Here is a 19,663-nt window from a genome sequence, read left to right as displayed (position 1 = left end):
CTGGCGAAGCGCCCGCCTGCCCGCACGCTCGGGATCAGTTCAGCGGCAGATGGGCGCAACTGGCGGTCGCGGGTGTCACGTCCGGGAAGTATTGCACCTGCTCGAACATGTCCCCGGTTCCGGTCCAGTGGTCGCGGACACGCATGAGGTAGGAGGGCAGGATCGCCTGGTTATCGATCGCCCGCATCGTGACGCTGCCTTGCGGCGCCTTGTCGAAGGTCAGGCCGGCAAGTCCCTGGCGCAGGCCATCGGTCGAGACCTTGCCGGTTTTGGCGATCGCCATCGCCGCCATGTGGCCGGCATTGTACATCGCGACGCCGACCGTATCCATCAGCGCGTTCTGCCCGAATTTCGCGCGGAACTTCTTGAGGAAGGCGTCGTTGTTCGCCTGCTTGATCGACATGAAATAGTCGAAGCTGACATAGGTGCCGGCCGAGGCTTCGGGGCCGAGCGCGCTGGTCACGACTTCCTCGTCATCCACCGTCCAGAGGGTGAAATCCTTTTTCATGCCGGCGGAGACGAACTGCTTGCGGAAATTGATGGTGTCGCTGCCGGTGAGGGAGAGGAAAATCACGTTCGCGCCGGAATTGCGGATCTTGGAGAGCACCGAGTCGTATTGCGGCGTATTGAACGGGATGTAGATTTCCTCGACGACTTCGCCGCCCAGCTCGACCAGGCGCTTCTTCGTCACGGCGTTGGTCACCCGCGGCCAGACATAGTCCGAACCGACCATGAAGAATTTCTTGCCGTGGTTCTTCATCATGTAGGGCAGATGCGGCCAGACCTGCTGGCTCGGCACCGGGCCGAACATGAAGATGTTCGGGTTGCAGACGCCAGGGAAATATTTCTGCTGCTGGCCTTCATAGAAGGTGGGGTAGAGCAGCACCTTGTTCCCCGCGGTGACAACGGGGCCCGCAGCGTTGCGCTCGGCGCTCGAGAATGTGCCGGCCAGAAAGTCGACGCCCTCCTCGCGGATCAGCCGGTTGGCCTGCTCGGCGACGATGCGCGGCTCGGTCTTGGAATCCGCCATGATGATTTCGAATTTGCGGCCGAGCACGCCGCCGGCAGCATTGATTTCATCGACCGCGAGTTTGAACCCCTCGGAATGCGCCTTGCCATAGACCGTCCATGCGCCGGTGAGAGGCGAGATCACGCCCACCTTGATCGGTGCCGCGGCATAGGCGCTGCGGATGACCGCCGGCGCGCCAAGGGCGGAGGCCGCGCCAAGGCTGCCCAACAGAACAGAGCGGCGGTTCACGCCGTTAGCGGAATTCGGCTTTTCACTCATGTTATCCTCCTTGGGGTTAGGGGCTGGCGTATCCCGTTGGTTTTTATCGTTGGACGCGGGTGCTCAGTACCATCCACGCGGCACGTCGGCACCGAGCATTTCATCGTAGACATCCGTCCGCCGATCGCGGAGGACCTGGTTGAAATCGTTCCAGTTCCGGCCGCGGCGGGCATCCTGGAGATTCACATCCGCGTAGATGATCTCCTGCCGTGTCCGGCTGGCGGGCCCTGCGACCGGCCATCCGGTGTAGCTGACGATCAGGCTCTGGCCCTCGAATGGCTGATCGCGTTCGGTGCCGACCCGGTCAGCCGCGGCGATGAACAGCGAATTCGAATGTGCAGCGGCCATGACGAGAATGTTCGCCATCGCCTCGCGCCCCTCGGCCTGGCCGGGGATCGGCACCCAGTTCGTCGGCACGCAGACGATGTCGGCGCCGGCGAGCGCGTTCAGCCGATAGGTTTCGGGAAACCAGCCATCGTAGCAGATCGCCATGCCAATGCGGCCGATCGGCGTGTGGAAGACCGGAAATCCGAGATTTCCGGGTTCGAAATAAAGGGTTTCCTCGTTCCAGAGATGCACCTTCCGGAATGTCCCGATATAGCCTGAAGGTCCGATCAGCACCGCCGCGTTATAGAGGCTGTCGCCATCACGCTCGGCGATTCCGGCGGCGATGTAGACATCGTGGGACGACGCGGCGGCCTCCCAGCGGCGGACGGTCGGCCCGTCGGGGATCGGCTCCGCCAGGGAGAATGCTTCCCCCCGGCTCCTGAACACATAGCCCGAATTGCAAAGCTCCGGCAGCACGAGCAGTTTCGCGCCATTTGCCGCCGCCTGTTCGATCAATCCGAGACTGACGTCGAGATTGGCGTCCTTCTCGCCGACATGCGGCTCCATCTGGAGGCACGCCACCCGCACCATGTTGCGGCTCCCGGACTGCTCGGCCATCAGACAGCACTCCCCAAAAAAAATAGCCCTCGGCCTGCCCCCATGACGTGACGGGAGCGGGACGAGGGCGGACTTGCCCTTGATATGGTGGCAAGCAACCCTGCTCGCCGGTCCCCGGCATATCTTGACGGGGCCCAAGCATGTTGTTCCGCTCATGCGCGCGCTGTCAACATGAATTTTAGAGCACTTTCCGATCCATCCGGATCGGATGACGCTCTAGCCGAGCGGGCGGGTTTGAAGCTGCGACGGGGTGCCGAAACGCGCTGGCATCTTGCCGCGGCGCGGGTCAGGGCGCGTTGCGGATGCCTTCGAGCAGTTCCTCTGCACGGGTCACCGCATCGGCGATCGACGCCATCGAGACCCGCTTCTTCATGGCCTGGCGGCGAAGCAGGGTATAGGCCTCGTTTTCGGAAATGGATTCCTTCGCCATGATGATCCGGGTGGCCTTGGCGATGAGGCGCTGCGATTTCATGGTTTCCTCGAGCTTGGCCACTTTCGACGACAGCTTCGCCTCGTAGGATTGCAGGGACCGCGCGAGGACGAGGTTGGTCAGGATACCGATCGGCCGGATCGGTTTCATGATCACCGCATGGGCGCGGGCATCCATCAGCGCCCGCAAGGTCAGCGGGCTCTCCGCATTGACGACGGCAATCCGGGTCAGGCTCGTGTCGTCGTAGCTGAAGCCGCGCTGCGTCGCCGACTCGTGTTCGACGAGGAAGAAGACGACATCGGCGCGTTCGCTCGCCTTCGCCGCTGCCGGCCAGACATGGCTGACATCGCAGCCAATCCGCCGGAGTTGGCGCACCAGCTCGTCGCCATCCCCATCATGCGGGTGAGCGATGAGAACCCGCAGGTCACGCAGTTCGCGAAGGATCCGCAGGTCCATCATGCGGAGATATCCTGAACGCCAGGCCGCCCCGGGGCGCTTGGGGCGAAGCCGCCTTGATCGTAATCGTGGCTGACGAGGTAGGGATCGGGTTTGACCGGCTCGGTCTCCTCGTGAACGATCCTGAAGGTGCAATCCGCCGTGGCGATTCCGATGCGCGGGGTGACATAGGCGTGATTGTTGTCAGGGTCGATCGTTACCACCCCCTGGGGGGCGTGAAACTCGGCGCCGAGCGCTTCGCGGGCGAGCACCTGCGGGGTAGTGGTGCCGCAGGCCGCAAGGGCCTGCGCGAAAAGATGCACCTGGCAATAAGCCGCTTCCGCATACATGCTGATCGGGCAACCCTCGCCGAACTTCGCGCGAAACCGCTCGCTGAACTGCCGGTTGGCCGGCGTTGCCACCGTGGAGAAATACGGGGCCGCCGTGATGTGTCCAGCGGCCCGCTCGCCGCCGATCTCGGCGAGTTCGCCCTCCGCCATGGTCAGGCTGGCGATCGGGATGCCGGCGGCGAACAGCTTCGTCTCGGCATATTGGCGATAGAACGCAATGCCGGCTTCGCCGACAAGCGTGGAGAAAATCGCATCCGGCCGGATGCGGCAGAGCCGGTCGAGGGTTGCATCGAAGGTGCGATCCGCGAGCACCAGCGGGAAATATTCCTCGCCGACGATCTCGCCCTGCGCCGCATCGACCAGTTCCTTCATCACCCGATTGGATTCGCGCGGATAGATGTAGTCGGAGCCGATCAGGAAAATCCGCGATCCGTGCCGCCCGGCAAGATACCTGGCAAGCTGGATGCTGTTCTGGTTCGGAACCGCGCCCGTATAGATGACGTTCGGCGAGTATTCGAAACCTTCATAGAGCGAGGGATACCATAAAAGGCCGTTCCAGCGCTCGATCGAGGGCAGCACCGCCTTGCGTTCGGCGGAGGTCGAACAGCCGAAAATGATCTGCACGCCGTCGTCGATGAGCAGGCGCTCGGCAAGCTCGCGATAGGCCGCCGGGTTCGAGCCCGGATCATAGGCGATGGGCTCGACGGGACGCCCGAGAATTCCTCCGGCCGCATTGACCTCCTCGATGGCCAGCGCGGTGCCGAAGAAATGCTCGGATTGGGGAATCCGCATCACGCCCGAGCGTGAAAACAGGATTCCAACCCGCCATGCATCGCGATTATTGGCGAGCGTATCGTTCTGCAAGCAAACCTCTTCGATCCTGAACGGACAAGACTGTCCAGCCGCGATAGTGCCGACGCCGATCTTGCGATGCAAGCGGACATCACGGGTCGGTCGGCCCGCCCCTCTCGGACAACGCGGCGTCGCCGCGCGCGGGGACTTTACTCGACGATGTAGCCGAGCCCCGGCCGGGTCCGAATGTGGTTGTCGGCGAAGGCGCCGAGTTTCTGGCGGATATTGCGGATATAGATGCGGATATAGGTGCGGTCGGACTCGTGCACCCCGCCCCAGCCGGCGCGCAGGATGTCGTCATGCGTCACCAGCTTGCCGCGATGCCGCACCAGGGCTGTGAGAATCCGGAATTCGGTTTTCGTGAAATGAATTTCCGCGCCATCGAGGCTGACGCTGCGGGCCGCCTCGTCGATCCGCAGCCCGTCGAAGACGATCAGCTCGGTCGGCACGCCCTGGCCGGTCGCGATCAGGCGGAAGGCGTTGCGGATGCGCGCGAGCAGTTCGCCGAGGCCGAAGGGTTTCTCGACATAGTCGTTCGCGCCCGCGTCGAACGCCGCGATCTTCTGCGCCTCCTGGTCCCGCGCGGAGAGCACGATCACCGGCACCTCGGAGAATTCGCGCAGCTTCACGATCACGTCCTGCCCATCGAGATCGGGCAGGCCGAGATCGAGCAGGATCACGTCCGGCACCAGCGTCGCCGCCAGCCGCAACGCCTCCGCCCCCCGATCCGCCCGCAGCACGAGATATCCCGCCGCTTCCAGCGCCGGCTTGAGGAAGCGGTGGATCTGCGGCTCGTCATCCACCACCAGCACGCGGCCCGTCTCGATCCGTTTCGCCTCGGTCATGGCTGTTTCAGCTCCACGCGGATGATCGTCCCCGGCAGCCCGTCCGCCGGCAGGTCGCGCCGCGGGCTTTCGGCGGCGATCGTCCCGCCCATCGCCTCGACGAAGGCCCGCGCGATCGCGAGCCCGAGCCCGGTGCCCGGCGCCACCCGGTCGCCGCGGACCACCCGGAAGAAACTGTCGAACACATGCGGCAGGTCCTCGGGCGGAATCCCCACCCCCTCATCGGCGACAGACAGCACGACGACCTCCCCCGCGCGCCGCGCGAACACCGAGATCGCCCCGCCCTCGGGCCCGTATTTCACCGCGTTCTCCAGCAGATTGACCAGCACCTGTTCGAGCAGCGCCGGGTCGGCGCGCACCGTGGCCGCGTCCTCGGGGATGTTGACCGCGGTGTGGAACGCCTCGCTCACCCGTGCGACCGCGAGTTCCACCACCGGCGCGAGATCCACCCTCTCGTGCCGGGCGACGATCTCGCCGGTCTCGATCCGCGCCATCCCGGTGATATTGGCGAGAAACCGCGTCATCCGCCCGACATCCTGGACGATGCTGGCCAGCAGGTCGCGCCTTGTCGCCTCCGGCAGGTCGTCATCCGATTCCGCCAGCGTTTCGGCCGCGCCGCGGATCGCGGTCAGCGGCGTGCGCAGGTCGTGCGAGAGCGAGGAGAGCAGCGCCGTGCGCAGGCGCTGCGTCGATTCATGCGCCCGCGCCTCGGCCGCGCTGGTGGCGAGCCGGAGCCGTTCGGCGGCCAGCGCGGCCTGGTCGGCGAGCGCGCCGAGCGTCTGGATCACCGGCTCGGCCGGCGGGGTTTCCGGCCGCACGCCGAGCACGCCGATCGCCCCCGCCTCGGTCGCCAGCGGCTGGAACCGCCAGGCCGATGCGGGCAGCGTCGTCGTGCCCAAGCCGGTGGCGACACGGTTGCGCCAGGCGAATTCCGCCGCCGCCACCGCCGTCTCGTCGAACCCGCTGGCCGGGGGCAGCCGGCCCGCCCGGGCGATGAGCAGCGCCGCCTCGCCGGCCAGCGCCCGCGCCTCCGCCTCCACCACCGCGGCGAGCCCCGCCTCGTCCGAAACCTGCGCCAGCGCGCGGCCGAACAGCGTGATCCGCCGCAGCGCCTCGATCCGCGTGCGCGCCGCCTCGGCTTCCGCCCGCACCCGCCCGGCCAGCGAGCCGGTGAGCACGCCAACGACGAGAAAGGCGAAGAGCGCGGTCACGTCGCGGGGATTGGTGACCGAAAACGTGTAGATCGGCGGGAGAAAGAAGAAATTCCACAGCACGAAGCCGGTCAGCGCCGCGAAGATGCCGACGCTGCGGCCATACAGGCTCGCCATGCCGACGACGATCGCCGTGAAGACATAGCCCATCGCCTCGGCCGGCAGCAGGAAGCGCAAGGCGAACCCGACGATGGTCGTCGCGATCATGATACCGAGGCTGAGGCCGAAGGGCATCAGCCTCGGCGGGGGCGCGCGATGCGGCGGCGCCGGCCGGCTTGCCGCGGGATCGGGGACGACATGCAGCGCATAGGCCCGCGCCCCGCGCGCGAGCCGCGCGGCGAGGCCCCGGCGCCACCGCCACCGCCCCCCGCCCCGCGCGATCACGATATGCGCGACGTTCTGCCGCGCCGCCGCGTCGAGCAATGCCGCGAGCACATCCGCGTTCGTCGTCGTCTCGACGGTGCCGCCAAGCTGGATCGCGAGATCGAGCGCCGGCTGCACGGCCATGCCGGTCGCCGCCCGCTCGGCATGGAAGGCGAAGAACGGCGCGCGCAGCGCCTCGGCAAGCCGGGAGGCGTGCCTGACCACCTGCTCCGCCGCCTCGCCCGCCTCGACTACCGCCATCACCCGCTCCGCCGCCGGCCACGGCCCGGCGATCGCCTGCGCGCGCATGTAGGCGGCGATGTCGCGATCGACATGCTGCGCCACCCGCCGCAGCGCCATCTCGCGCAGGGCGGCGAGATTCCCCGGCCGGAAGAAGCCGCCCAGCGCCCGAAGCGCGACATCCGGCCGGTAGACCAGCCCCTGCTTCAGCCGCGTCCGCAACTCCTCCGGCGGCAGGTCGATCAGCTCGATATCGTCGGCGAGGCCGAGCACCGTATCGGGCAGGGTTTCCGCCACCCGGATACCGGTGATGCGCGCCACCTGGTCGTTCAGGCTTTCCAGATGCTGAACGTTCAGCGTGGTCCAGACATTGATCCCCGCCTCCAGCAGCGCCGCCACGTCCTGCCAGCGCTTGGCATGGCGCAGGCCCGGCGCGTTGGCATGGGCGAGTTCGTCGACCAGCAGCAGCGCCGGCCGCCGCTTCAGCGCCGCATCGAGATCGAACTCCTCCAGCAGCCGGCCACGATAGGGCACGATGCGCCTTGGCAGCACCGGCAGGTCGCCGAGTTGCCCGGCGGTTTCGGCGCGCCCATGCGTCTCGACCAGGCCGACGACGACATCTGTTCCCGTCTCGAAGCGTCGCCGTCCCGCGGCCAGCATCTCCCAGGTCTTGCCGACCCCGGGGGCGGCGCCGAGGAAAATCTTGAGCTGCCCGCGCCCGTCGCTGTTCGCGCGGGCGAGCAGCGCGTCCGGATCGGGCCGATTCTCTGGCGATGCTGATCCCATGCGGGATGATCACGCCATCCCCGGCAAGCGCGCAAGCCCCATGACGCGGCTCTCCGGCGTCACGCTTGCGGCCGTTTCACGAGGGCGAGGTTGAGCCGCAGCACGTCGACATGCGCGGTGCCGATCACGCCGAAGGCCGGCCGCGCCGCGAGGCGGCGCACCAGGCGCGCGACCGCCGCCGCTTTCATTCCCCGCGCCTTGGCCACCGCCCGCACCTGCCGCAGCGCGTTCGCCAGCGAGATGTCCGGATCGAGCCCCGACCCCGACGATGTCGCCGCATCGTCCGGCACCGGCCCTGGACCATAGGCCTTGCGATAGGCTTCGATCCGTGCGGCGACATGGGAGATGAGCACCTTGCTGGTCGGCCCAAGATCGGAACCGCCGGATTCCGCCGCGTCATAGGGCGTGGGTATGGTCTGGCCCTTCGCATTGGTTCCGGTCAGCGCCGAGGGGCGCGAGTGGAACCATTGCGGCCCGCGGAACTCCTGCCCGATCAGCGCCGAGCCGACCGGCTTTCCGTGAACCCGGATCAGGCTGCCATTCGCCTCGAAGGGAAAGACGAGCTGCGCCAGCGCGGTGAGCGCCAGCGGTGCTACCAGCCCGAGCAGCAGGGTGAACACGATGACAAGGGAAACCACGGGGCGGAGTTCGCGCAACATGACGGCCTCGCTCGATCAGCTGAAGATGTGGAAACTGGCGAGGATCATGTCGACCAGCTTGATCCCGACGAACGGTGTGACGATGCCGCCAAGCCCGTAGATCAGCAGGTTGCGCCGCAGCAGCGCCGCCGCCCCCATCGGCCGGAAGGCGACGCCGCGCAGCGCCAGCGGCACCAGCACGACGATGACCAGCGCATTGAAGATTACCGCCGAGAGAATGGCGCTTTCCGGCGAGGCCAGGCCCATGATGTTGAGCGCGCCGAGCTGCGGGTAGCTGGCGGCGAAAATCGCCGGCAGGATCGCGAAATATTTCGCGATGTCGTTGGCGATGGAAAAGGTGGTGAGCGCGCCGCGGGTGATCAGCAGCTGCTTGCCGATCTGCACGATCTCGATCAGCTTGGTCGGGTCGCTGTCGAGATCGACCATGTTGCCCGCCTCGCGTGCCGCCTGCGTGCCGGTCTGCATCGCGACGCCGACATCGGCCTGCGCCAGGGCCGGCGCGTCGTTCGTGCCATCGCCGCACATCGCGACCAGCCGCCCCTCGGCCTGCGCCGCGCGGATGTAGCCGAGCTTGTCCTCCGGCGTCGCCTGCGCGATCACGTCGTCCACGCCGGCCTCGGCGGCGATCACGCTCGCTGTCACCCGGTTATCGCCGGTGACCATGACGGTGCGGATGCCGATGCGCCGCAGCGCCTCGAACCGCTCCCGGATTCCCGGCTTGACGATATCCTTCAGCTCGATGACGCCGAGCAGCGCGCCGTCCGCCATCAGGCCGAGCGGCGTGCCGCCGGCCCGCGCGATGCGGTCCACCGCCGCGCCGAACGCCTCCGGCGCGGCGCCGCCGGCAAGCGCGACGATGGCGTCGACCGCCCCCTTGCGCCAGCGCCGCTCGCCGGCATCGAGACCGGAAAGCCGTGTATTCGCGCTGAACGGCACAACGACCGCCCCCTCTGGCAGCGTCGGATCGGCGCCGAATTCCTCCCGCGCCAGCCGCAGGATCGACCGCCCCTCCGGCGTTTCGTCGCCGAGCGAGGCGCAGGCGGCCGCCTCGGCCATGCGCCGCACATCCACGCCCGGCACCGGATGGAAGGACGAGGCCATGCGGTTGCCGAAGGTGATCGTGCCCGTCTTGTCGAGCAGCAGCGTGTCGACATCGCCGGAGGCCTCGACGGCACGGCCGGAGGTGGCGATGACGTTGAAGCTCACCAGCCGGTCCATCCCGGCGATGCCGATGGCAGAAAGCAGCCCGCCGATCGTGGTCGGGATCAGGCAGACGAACAGCGCGGCAAGCTCGGCGATGCCGAGCCGCGCGTGTGAATAGGACGCGAAGCCGGGCAGCGTGACCACCACGATCACGAACACGATGGTCAGGCCGGCGAGCAGGATGTCGAGCGCGATCTCGTTCGGCGTCTTGCGCCGCGCCGCGCCCTCGACCAGGGCGATCATCCGGTCGAGAAAGCTCGAACCCGGCTCGGCGGTGACGCGGACGACCAGCCAGTCCGACACCAGCTCGGTGCCGCCCGTCACCGCCGAGCGGTCGCCGCCCGCCTCGCGGATGACGGGGGCGGATTCGCCGGTCACGGCACTTTCGTTGACGCTGGCGATGCCTTCGACGATGTCGCCATCGGCGGGGACGAGGTCTCCGGCCTCGACGAGCACGAGATCATCCCGCCGCAACTGCGGCGCCGGGACCAGGGTGAACGCGGCGCGGTCCGCCGGATCGTCGAGCCGCTTCGCCATCGTGTCGCTGCGCGCCCGCCGCAGGCTCTCTGCCCGCACTCGTCCGCGCCCTTCCGCGACGGCCTCGGCGAAGGTGGCGAACAGCACCGTGATCCACAGCCAGGCCGCGATGACGATGGAGAATGCCCAGCTATGGCCTGAAACCATTTCGTGGATACCGACGGATGTCGTCAGCAGGGCGATGATCTCGGTGACGAAGATGACCGGATTGCGGCAGAGTGTCCGCGGGTTGGTCTTGGCGAGGGCATCGCGCAGTGCGCGGAGCAGGATATCGCGATCGAACAGCCCGATCGTCTCGACGTTGCGGGGCATGGCGGCGCTCCTCAGAAGGTCTTGCCGGCGAGCAGGAGGTAATGCTCGACGATCGGGCCGAGCAGGTCCACCGGCATGAATTGCAGCCCGACCAGGATGACGATGACGCCGATCAGCAGGCCGATGAACAGCGGGCCATCGGTCGGGAAGGTGCCCTCGGAATGCGGCAGGCTCGGCTTGGCGCCGAGTGATCCGGCGATTGCGAGCACAGGGATCATCACCGCGAACCGGCCGAGCAGCATGGCGATGCCCAGCCCGTAATCGAGCAGCGCCGTGTTCGCCGAGAGGCCGGCAAAGGCGCTGCCGTTATTTTCGGTGGCCGAAGTCCAGCCATAGAGCATTTCGGAGAGACCGTGCGGCCCGGCATTGGCGAGCGAGGCGAGGCCCGAAGGGCTCAACAGCGAGACGCCGGCACCGACGAGGATGACCAGGGTCTGCACCAGAACCGCGAGCATCGCGAGTTTCATCTCCCGCGCCTCGATCTTCTTGCCGAGATATTCCGGCGTCCGGCCGACCATCAACCCGGCGACGAACACGGCGAGCAGCGCGAAGAGCACGATGCCATAGAGCCCCGAGCCGACGCCGCCGGGCGCGATCTCGCCCAGCTGCATCATGAAGAGCGCGGCCAGCCCGCCGAGCGGCAGATAACTGTCTGTTACCGAATTGACCGCGCCGGTCGAGGTTCCGGTTGCCGCGATGTTGAACGTGGTGGACTGCGCGATGCCGAAGCGCGCCTCCTTGCCCACCATGTTGCCGGGATGCGCCGCGAGCCCGGCATGGACGAGGATGGGATTGTTCGCCGCCTCCGCGGCATAGGCGCCCAGCATGCCGCAGGCGAGGATCACCGCCATCGCCGCAAACAGGGCCCGCCCGTCGCGCTTGCGCCCCGCCACATGGCCGAAGGCGATCGGCAGCGCGAAGCCGATGACCAGGATCAGCCAGATTTCCAGAAGGTTGGTCCAGGCGGTCGGGTTTTCGAACGGATGCGCCGCGTTGGCGTTGAAGAACCCGCCGCCGTTGGTGCCCAGTTCCTTGATCGCCTCCTGCAGCGCGACCGGCCCGCGGGAAATGGTCTGAATGCCGCCGGCGAGGGCATGGACATGGGCAGCGGGGGCGAGCGTCATCGGCACGCCGGAAGCGATCAGCAGGATCGCGGCGATGACGGCGAGCGGCAGCAGGAGATAGAGGGTGATCCTGACGAGATCGACATAGAGATTACCGAGCGTGCGAATACCGCCACTGGCGAAGGCCCGCATGAGCGCGCCCGCCGCGGCGAGGCCGGCGGCCGCGGAGAGGAAGTTGTGCACGGCAAGACCGAACATCTGCGCGCCATAGGAAATCTGGCTCTCGGGCGCGTAGGCCTGCCAGTTTGTGTTGGTGGCGAAGGATATCGCCGTGTTGAAGGCGAGCCTGGGGCTCATGCCCCCGATATGTTCGGGGTTGAAGGGCAGGTAATCCTGGAGCCGGAGGATCGCGTAGAGCAGCAGGACGTGGACCAGGGCGAGCAGCAACAGGCCCACGGCATAGGCGCTCCAGGCCATCTGGCGGGTGGGATCGATCCCGCAGAGGCGATAGACCGGCGCTTCGATTGCAGCGAAGAAGCGCCACTCACCGCGATAGAGGCGGGCCAGATAGGCGCCGAGCGGAAAGGCGGCAGCGAGGACGAGAACGAGCGCGAGGGCGATGAACCCGATTCCGTGCAAGGTCATGGAGGGCGATATTCCGTTCCGGATTGCTACTGGTCCGGCGAATGCCGGTGGAGAAGCTGTTGGACCACCTGCCAGATCCACAGCACGACAAGGATGATGGCGCAGGCGCTGCCAAGGCAGATCAGGGCGTCGGAGGCGAGGCCGGCGATGTGCGCCGCGACATCCATGGCGTTCAGAAATCTTCAGGTCGCAGCAAGGCCCAGACGAGATAGACGAGGACCAGCATGGCGACGACGCCGGAGACCCACAGATCGATCACCGCTGCGGCTTTCGTCAGATCGTCACGCAGGCGTTCACGTAGAGGAGAAGCGCGCCGAACAGCGCGATGGCGAGCGAGAGGGAAAGAAGGTCTGTCATGGCGCCTGGCTCCGAATTGGCCTTGTCGTGTGGCGATTACGCAATTCGGAGTATGGGCGGCGCGGCGGTAAAGATTCGAGGCCGAATTCAGGCGAGTTTGTATAGAAAATGTATAAATGCGGCGCGGCGTATGAGCGTGAGGGCGCGGTGCCGCCAGCCGGACCGGAGACGACGGGTACACGCCCCGCCGAACATCCTGCCCGGCCGCATGCCGGTGGCAGTCAGAACAGGATACCCGCCTCGATCACGCCGGTAACCTGGTTGCGACCCGTGCCTTTGCTGCCATAGGCCGGCCCGGCGCCGATTTTCGTCAGGTGCAGGTAGCCGAGATCGGCGCGCGCGAAGAGATATCTGGTTTGCCAAGTCGGGGTTACCGAAACGCCGACCCCGCGCGAGCCCGGATTTGCGAACCAGAGATCGGGGCCATTGGAGGCGAAATATTCGCCCCAGGCACCGATCGAGTACGGCGACGCGCCGAACTGGTAATCGGCGAACAAGGCGGCGCCGAAATTGCTGGAACCCCTGTTCAGGCCGATCCGATGGTCGGGTTTCGCGTAGACATATTGCAGTTCGGGCACGAGGTTCAGATTGCCCGACGTGTATGAGTAGAACCCGCCGATCATTGTCGAATTGACGAGGGGCGATTCGCTCAGCGGGCCAGCCCCGACATGGGATGCGGCATAGGGCGTGGTCGCGGAGCCGTAGACATGCGCGCGAGGCCCCGTGCGGCCGAGATTGGTCGCACCGAATATCGTGATGCTGTTGGCAGCATCGGGTGCATAGCTGACATCCGCCTGAAGGAAATTCCACACGCCGGTGTTGAACCCGTCGCCGAGCGATGCGGTGGCGCTGAAGGGGCCGCGATTGTAGGTCGCGGTGACACCGAGGCTCTGGCCATTCTCGACGTAGAAGATGTCCGTCGTCAGAACGTTCGCATTCTCCCAATCAATGGCGGATTCATAGCCTTCCACGGAGCCGATCTGACCAGCGGAAATCGTGAAGCCAGGAACCGGAGCGAGGGTCAGGTAGGCGGCATAGAGCGGCCCGGTCGGGAATGCCTGCGCTGTTGCCGGTGTTGGCGCCGTCCCCAGCGTGAACGGCGTCGTCGCCCCGGCCTGGAGGGTGAAACGCACAGGCCCGTCGGGCTTTTCGACCTTGATCAGGCCGTTCATCAACTCCGCGCCGGTCGACTTGCTAGTGCCCAGCAGGCCGGTCTCGGCGCCGCGGCCGGCACCGGACAGCGCATACATGTATCCATCGACCCCGCCAGCAACTTCGAGAGTGCCCAGTGGCCCGGCGTCGAGATGCATCGGTGCCGGCAAGCTCATTGCCGCGGCCAAGGGTGCCGTCATGATCGACACGCCACAGGCGGCAGCCAGTGCGCAGACGGGCCGGCGACCGGCATGCCGGACTCTCGATATCGGTCTCATGGGCGACAGTCACCTTTCGTGAATTGGCGGGCGAAGCAGAGACCGCGGGAGAGGTCGGCAGCATCTCTTCCTGGTCCCGACATGCAGGCTTGGTTTTCGCATGGCACATACAGTGCGCGTGATACAGGATGCCAGAGCATCATCCGATCCGGGGGATTGAAAAACCCGCCATCGCTGACAAAAATCGCACTTCGTCGCCATTGATTGCAGATCAGGGGTGGCGCACCATGTCCTCCTGATGATGCGCAAGATCGCCGCTTTGCCCACGCTCCTGCTTCTCGGAGGATGTACCGTGTTCGGAATCCGGTCTGGCACGCCGCAGCCCGGCTATACCGTCACCGGACGGGTGGGCGCGGTGCAGATTCGCAACTACGGGCCGCGGCTGGCGGCGGAAACGACCGTCGAGGGCGGGGAGATCGGCTCCCGCTCCACCGGCTTCCGCAAGCTCGCATCCTACATTTTCGGCGCCAACACGAGGCCCGGCGGCGGCAGCGGGAAGATCGCGATGACCGCCCCCGTCGAGCAGGCTGGCGCCGGCGGCAGCCGGATCGCGATGACAGCACCGGTCGCCCAGCAGGGTAGCAATGGCCGCTGGACCATCCGCTTCTTCCTGCCCGCCGGCATGACGATGGCCACCGCGCCGCGCCCGCATGACCCCTCGGTCCAGCTCGTCGAGATTCCCGCCGAGACGATGGCGGTCCTGCGTTTTTCCGGCAGCCCCGGCGCCGGTTCGGTCGCGGCCCACAGCGAAAGGCTGCTCGCAACACTGGCTCACTCACCATGGCAGCCGGAGGGCAGCGTCGTCGCCTGGTTCTACGATCCGCCCTGGACGCTGCCCTGGCTGCGCCGCAACGAGGTCGCCGTTCCCGTCGAGCACCGATAGCGCTTCAGGCCAGCCGCCGCGCCTCGCACTCGTTCGGCCTTGCCGATGAGCGGAGCATCACGGCGCGTTGCGCGAGAGATCCGGGGTAGAGCACAATATCCGACTCATCAGAGCGGACGACGCTCTAGTGCCCACTTTCAATCTGAAATCCATCGGATTTCAGATTCTGGACACTAGCCCCGCTTCATCCATGCTTCGCACCAGCCGGCCGGGCTGATCGGGCCGGCGACCAGGTGGCAATGGCTCGCGGTTGAACCCTGTTCTGGCGGCTTGAACAAGACGCAGGCGCCGCAGACCTCGCCATGTTGCGATCTGTCGACATATCCGACAGCGGCTTTCGACACGCTGGGCACCATGGCCCGCAGGCTACCCGGCGCGGGACCGCTCCCTGCCGCGCGCGCCCGCGTGGCCAGGGCGGCAAGGCCCGCCGCGGCGGCGAGAAGGGCATGGCGGCGGGTTGATGCTGAATGGATCATGCGGCGCTCCCGTCAGTAATTCGTGGTGCTCAGGGCGATCCGGGCCGAGAGATTGCGCCCGCCGCCGAGCCCGCCGGTGAGGGCCACGGCAACCAGCCGGTCATGGCGGTAGACCTGCCGCAGTGCGAGGGTCATCGGATGCGTATCCCCGCCAATCGTCGCACGGCCGATCAGCCGGTTGCCCTGCGCGGCGCAGGCGCCCGCGAGCCGCACCGGCCGCCTGCCATATTCGGCGGAGAGCGTCGCGGTCATCCGGCAATCGGTGCGGTTACCATCGATCCAGATGCGGCCCTGGATGTCGGAAAAGTGCCGGACCTTGCGGCCGCGCGACAGGCTGGCCGTCATGCTGCCGGTATCGAGATCGACCTCGACGGTCCTGAGCGGGCGAAGCGCGGCGACGGTGTTCGCCGTGGCGTCCGGCGCGCCGCGATTGCCCCAGCTGGTTCGCACATAATTGGCGATCGCCGCGATCTGCGCATCCGAGAGCATCGCGCCGAAGCGCGGCATGGAGGACTGGCCCGGATGCCAGGGCTGGAACCCGCCGAGGACCATGCTGACCAGATCGTCGCCCGGACCGTTCCAGACGGCCTGGTTGTGCGCGAGATTCGGAATGTTGGCGGAGACACCCTGCCCATCATCACCATGGCAGCGGGCGCATTCATCATGATAGAGGCGCTTCCCGCTCGCGAGGGAGGCGGCGATCACCCGCTTTGCCGGCGCGCTTTTCTGCGGATGCACCGTGCGCAGATAGGCGATGATGTCACTGACATCGTGTTTGGGCAGCCGGCTCAGACTGTCGTCGACCACGGTTTTCATCTTGCCGAATGGCGCGCCTTCGCGCATGTCGCCGCCATCGCGCAGATAGGCGAGGATCGCCTGATCGGACCATGCGCCGAGACCGTCCGATTTCGAGTTGGTGATGTTTGGCGCATACCACCCCTGGTCGACGATGTGGCCGCCGGCGAGATCGCGCGCGGGGATTGTCGCCATCGCGATATTGCGCGGGGTGTGACACGCGCCGCAATGCTCGAGCGCCTGAACGAGATAGGCGCCGTGCCGAACGTTTCTGCTCCAGCCCGGCTGGTATTTCATTTCATGCGGATGGAAGAACATCAGCCGCCAGGCGAGCAGGCCAGCGCGCAGATTGGCCGGGAAGGCCATCGTATCCGGCCGGTCCGGAATCGCGGCGGGGGCGAGACTGTCGAGATAGGCCTTGATCGCCATCACGTCGGCATGGCTGAGCTTGGAATAGGCGGTGTAGGGCATCACCGGGTATTCGTATTTCGGAAACACGACGAGCGAACTACCGGGCTCGATGCCGTCATGCATCGCGCGCCAGAACTGGCGGTCGGTCCATTTGCCGATGCCGTGCCGTTTGCTCGGCGTGATGTTAGGGGAGAAGACGGTGCCGAACGGCGTGCCGACCGCGCGGCCGCCGGCGAAGGGGGGCTCGCCCGCAACGCTGTGGCAAGGCAGGCAATCGCCGGCGACGACGAGAAAGAAGCCCTTGCGCACCATCGCCGCCCGTTTCGGATCTTTCGGCATATTGGCGGGCTGCGGCAGATCGTCGCCCGCCATGCCGGGGCGTGGCGCCGCCGCGACATGCGTTGCCGCCGCCGGCCAGGTGGTGACACCGGCCATGGCCGCCCCCTGCGCCGCGGGCGGGGCGGCGCTGGCGGTGACCCACAACGCCGCGGCGAGGGACAGTGACGCGGCAAGACCGCCAAGGATCATTCTCGTCCGAGTGTGGGGCATTCCGGGCATGCGCAGATCCTCCTCATGGTCCATGAGGGACGGCGGAGCCCGGTTTCAACGGCAGGATCGGTCAGTCGGGGGAAAACACACGAAATCTGACAGAATCGTGATCGCGCGAGCGTTGCACGATTTTTCGTTACGAATTCAGTTCATTTTATATGAAAGCCGAAGCCGGCATCTCCCCTGCCGGCCGTCTGGACCTTCGCCTCGGGTCAGTCTGCGGCTTCCTTCATCTGCGCGCCGCCGTGCCGGTAGAGCGCCTGGGCAGCGGCGACGCCGGCGCCGAGGCGGATGTCGAGACCGAGATCGGCCATGCACATCTCAGCGACAGCAAGGCCGGAGAGCGCCATCGCATCGGTGAGCATGCCGAGATGGCCGATGCGGAAGACCTGGCCGGCGACATCGCCCAGCCCCGCGCCGAACGCCATGCCGTAACGCTCGGCGGCGTGGGTGACGATGCGCGCGGCGTCGAACCCGCCGGGGGTGCGAATTGCGGTAACCGAATTCGAGTAGAGTTCGGGTGATGCGGCGCAGGGCGACAAGCCCCAGGCGGCGACGGCGGCGCGCACGCCGCTGGCGATCCTGGCGTGGCGGGCGAAAACGTTGTCGAGCCCTTCATCGAGCAGCATGCGGCTCGACAGCGCGAGCCCGTTCAGGAGCCCGACCAGCGGCGTGTAGGGATAACCGCTGGCGGCGTTAGTGGCGCGCATGTCGTCGATATTGAAGAAATTGCGAGGGAGTTTCGCGTTCCTGCTGGCGGCGACGGCCTTCTCGCTGAACGCGGTGATGGCGAGGCCCGGGGGCAGCATGAAGCCTTTCTGCGAGCCGGTGACCGCGACGTCGACGCGCCAGGCATCGAATTCGAACGGCATCGAGCCGATCGAGCTGACGCCATCGACGAGGAGCAGCGCATCGTGGCTGGCCGCGTCCATCACCCGGCGCAGGCCGGCGATGTCGGAGACCACACCGGTCGCGGTTTCGTTGTGGGTGGCGAGCACGGCCTTGATCCGGCGCGCCTTGTCCTCGTGCAGAAGTTCGGCGAAGCGGGGGAGAGGAATCCCCTCGCCCCAAGTCACGTCGACCAGGATCACCTCGAGGCCGAAGCGCCGGCACATCTTGATCCAGCGGTCGCTGAACATGCCATTGCGGGCGGCGAGCACGGTGTCACCGGCGCTGAGCGTGTTGGAGATCGCGGTTTCCCAGCCGCCGGTTCCCGTCGCGGGGAAGATGAAGACCTCGGCGCGCTCCGCCTTCATCACGCCGCGGCAACCCGCGAGCGCCGCGCTGAGGATCGGCGCGAAAGCCTGCGACCGGTGATCCATGGTCGGCATGTCGCAGGCTTTTCGGATCACTTCGGGAATGTTCGTCGGCCCCGGGATGAAGACAGGGTTCTGCAGACTCATCGGGCGGATCCTTCTTCGGTTGCGCGGACTATAGGGTTCCGGCCAGGGGCACGCAATTTTTTTGAAAATATTTTTCAAAGCTGGAATTCGGCGGAAAAATGATTTGAATCATGATTTTGTTTTTTTCATCATGCGAAAATTGGTTTCAATCGAGGAGCAACGATGGCAAGGCCGCCCGAGATCGGCAGCACCGGACGCCGTGCGCGGGGACGCCCGCGCGCCTGGGCCGACACGACCAACCAGAACCGGATCAAGTCGCTCGATCGCGCCATGGACGTGCTGGAGCGGCTGAGCGAGATGGGCAGCGCGACGCTCTCGGACCTTGCCGGGGAACTCGGCCAGTCGCCGGCCAGCGTCTACCGCGTCCTGTTCACGCTGGAGGCGCGCGACATCGTCGATTTCGAGGCGACGAGCCAGACATGGCATATCGGCGCGGGCGCCTTTCTGATCGGCTCGCGGTTCCTGAGACGGACATCGCTGGTGGAGCGCGTGCGGCCGGCGCTCCGGAGCCTCATGGAGCGCACCGGAGAGACGGCGAGTCTCGGCATCGAACGGAACGGGCTGCTGCTCTTCGTGAGCCAGGTTGAGACCCATGCCCATATGCGGGCCTTCTTTCCGCCGGGGACGACATCGCCAATGCACGCCTCGGGCATCGGCAAGGCGCTGCTCGCGGAGATGGACGAGGGGCGGCTTGCCGCAATCGTCTCGCGCCACGGGCTCGTGCGCTTCACCGCCAACACGCTGACGACGCGCGACGCGCTGATGGCCGATCTCGCGGCGACACGCGAGCGTGGCTATGCGGTGGATGCCGAGGAACGGGACGATGGCATGCGTTGCATAGCCGCACCGATCTTCGACATGCATGGCGAGGCGATTGCCGGGCTTTCGATCTCGGGGCCATCGGCACGGATGCCCGACTCGGCAATCTCCGGACTCGGTTCATCGGTCATCGAGGCGGCGCAGTCGGTGACCGCGGGGATGGGAGGCCGGCGGCACGAGTGAGGCGTTTGGAAATCCCCCCTGGCCGATGTGATTCGCCGCTGAATTCGTATTCGGCAGGGATGGGAAGCTTGACCGTCTTTCATGCCGACCGGCATGGGGTGAGGAACCGGCATCGTGCCGCCGAACGATATCGGCGAATCCGCCGACGCAGCCGCATAAAAGATGAGGGGCCAAAAAAAACGGGGCCCCGGA

17 protein-coding genes are annotated in these 19,663 nt (G+C 66.5%); 2 read left to right on the top strand and 15 right to left on the bottom strand.

Features of this window, described 5'->3' with window-relative positions; translation table 11 throughout:
• Positions 1-34: 34 nt before the first annotated feature.
• From ACIDOCELLA78_RS84880 to ACIDOCELLA78_RS84825, 12 genes are all read right to left on the bottom strand, one after another.
• Positions 35-1,288 (bottom strand): substrate-binding protein, encoded by a 1,254-nt coding sequence (locus tag ACIDOCELLA78_RS84880; RefSeq protein ID WP_201728034.1) that lies wholly within the window; start codon positions 1,286-1,288, stop codon positions 35-37.
• A gap of 63 nt (positions 1,289-1,351) precedes the next feature.
• The gene (locus ACIDOCELLA78_RS84875; protein WP_201728033.1) at positions 1,352-2,233 is read right to left on the bottom strand and encodes a nitrilase family protein; all 882 of its coding nucleotides are present in this window, start codon (positions 2,231-2,233) and stop codon (positions 1,352-1,354) included.
• A gap of 286 nt (positions 2,234-2,519) precedes the next feature.
• Complete coding sequence (locus ACIDOCELLA78_RS84870) at positions 2,520-3,122, bottom strand: ANTAR domain-containing response regulator (RefSeq protein WP_201728032.1); 603 nt, start codon at positions 3,120-3,122, stop codon at positions 2,520-2,522.
• Positions 3,119-4,312 (bottom strand): transporter substrate-binding domain-containing protein, encoded by a 1,194-nt coding sequence (locus tag ACIDOCELLA78_RS84865; protein ID WP_201728031.1) that lies wholly within the window; start codon positions 4,310-4,312, stop codon positions 3,119-3,121. The genes ACIDOCELLA78_RS84870 and ACIDOCELLA78_RS84865 overlap by 4 nt, the downstream gene beginning before the upstream one ends.
• Before the next feature lie 137 nt (positions 4,313-4,449).
• On the bottom strand, positions 4,450-5,145 hold the full coding sequence (locus ACIDOCELLA78_RS84860) for a response regulator (protein ID WP_201728030.1): 696 nt from the start codon (positions 5,143-5,145) through the stop codon (positions 4,450-4,452).
• The gene (locus ACIDOCELLA78_RS84855; RefSeq protein ID WP_201728029.1) at positions 5,142-7,745 is read right to left on the bottom strand and encodes a sensor histidine kinase KdpD; all 2,604 of its coding nucleotides are present in this window, start codon (positions 7,743-7,745) and stop codon (positions 5,142-5,144) included. The genes ACIDOCELLA78_RS84860 and ACIDOCELLA78_RS84855 overlap by 4 nt, the downstream gene beginning before the upstream one ends.
• 59 nt (positions 7,746-7,804) lie before the next feature.
• On the bottom strand, positions 7,805-8,404 hold the full coding sequence (kdpC, locus tag ACIDOCELLA78_RS84850; RefSeq protein ID WP_201728028.1) for a potassium-transporting ATPase subunit KdpC: 600 nt from the start codon (positions 8,402-8,404) through the stop codon (positions 7,805-7,807).
• 15 nt (positions 8,405-8,419) lie between these two features.
• Complete coding sequence (gene kdpB, locus ACIDOCELLA78_RS84845) at positions 8,420-10,456, bottom strand: potassium-transporting ATPase subunit KdpB (RefSeq protein ID WP_201728027.1); 2,037 nt, start codon at positions 10,454-10,456, stop codon at positions 8,420-8,422.
• A gap of 11 nt (positions 10,457-10,467) precedes the next feature.
• The gene (gene kdpA / locus ACIDOCELLA78_RS84840) at positions 10,468-12,165 is read right to left on the bottom strand and encodes a potassium-transporting ATPase subunit KdpA (protein ID WP_201728026.1); all 1,698 of its coding nucleotides are present in this window, start codon (positions 12,163-12,165) and stop codon (positions 10,468-10,470) included.
• Positions 12,166-12,191: 26 nt separating this feature from the next.
• The gene (locus tag ACIDOCELLA78_RS84835) at positions 12,192-12,332 is read right to left on the bottom strand and encodes a hypothetical protein (protein WP_201728025.1); all 141 of its coding nucleotides are present in this window, start codon (positions 12,330-12,332) and stop codon (positions 12,192-12,194) included.
• A gap of 5 nt (positions 12,333-12,337) precedes the next feature.
• Entirely contained in the window at positions 12,338-12,424 is an 87-nt protein-coding gene (gene kdpF / locus ACIDOCELLA78_RS84830) for a K(+)-transporting ATPase subunit F (protein WP_374223235.1), read from the bottom strand.
• A gap of 319 nt (positions 12,425-12,743) precedes the next feature.
• Positions 12,744-13,874 carry an outer membrane beta-barrel protein gene (locus ACIDOCELLA78_RS84825; RefSeq protein ID WP_249675202.1) on the bottom strand — a complete coding sequence of 377 codons (1,131 nt, stop codon included), beginning with the start codon at positions 13,872-13,874 and terminating at the stop codon, positions 12,744-12,746.
• 370 nt (positions 13,875-14,244) lie between these two features.
• On the opposite strand from ACIDOCELLA78_RS84825, the gene ACIDOCELLA78_RS84820 reads away from it, so the two are divergent.
• Entirely contained in the window at positions 14,245-14,835 is a 591-nt protein-coding gene (locus ACIDOCELLA78_RS84820; protein WP_201728022.1) for a heme-binding protein, read from the top strand.
• Positions 14,836-15,008: 173 nt separating this feature from the next.
• Here ACIDOCELLA78_RS84820 and ACIDOCELLA78_RS84815 read toward each other — a convergent pair whose 3' ends face one another.
• From ACIDOCELLA78_RS84815 to bhcA, 3 genes are all read right to left on the bottom strand, one after another.
• The gene (locus ACIDOCELLA78_RS84815; protein WP_201728021.1) at positions 15,009-15,311 is read right to left on the bottom strand and encodes a high-potential iron-sulfur protein; all 303 of its coding nucleotides are present in this window, start codon (positions 15,309-15,311) and stop codon (positions 15,009-15,011) included.
• 12 nt (positions 15,312-15,323) lie between these two features.
• Positions 15,324-17,075, bottom strand: a complete 1,752-nt coding sequence (locus ACIDOCELLA78_RS84810; protein WP_201728020.1) for a cytochrome c — start codon at positions 17,073-17,075, stop codon at positions 15,324-15,326.
• A gap of 203 nt (positions 17,076-17,278) precedes the next feature.
• Positions 17,279-18,469, bottom strand: a complete 1,191-nt coding sequence (bhcA, locus tag ACIDOCELLA78_RS84805; protein ID WP_201728019.1) for an L-aspartate--glyoxylate aminotransferase BhcA — start codon at positions 18,467-18,469, stop codon at positions 17,279-17,281.
• 162 nt (positions 18,470-18,631) lie between these two features.
• Here bhcA and bhcR point away from each other — a divergent pair, with 162 nt between their 5' ends.
• On the top strand, positions 18,632-19,471 hold the full coding sequence (gene bhcR, locus ACIDOCELLA78_RS84800; protein WP_201728018.1) for an HTH-type transcriptional regulator BhcR: 840 nt from the start codon (positions 18,632-18,634) through the stop codon (positions 19,469-19,471).
• Positions 19,472-19,663: the final 192 nt, after the last annotated feature.

The organism is Acidocella sp. C78 (assembly GCF_907164655.1).
Note: the sequence above shows the minus strand (reverse complement) of the source record. Positions and strands in the feature narration are given on the sequence as shown.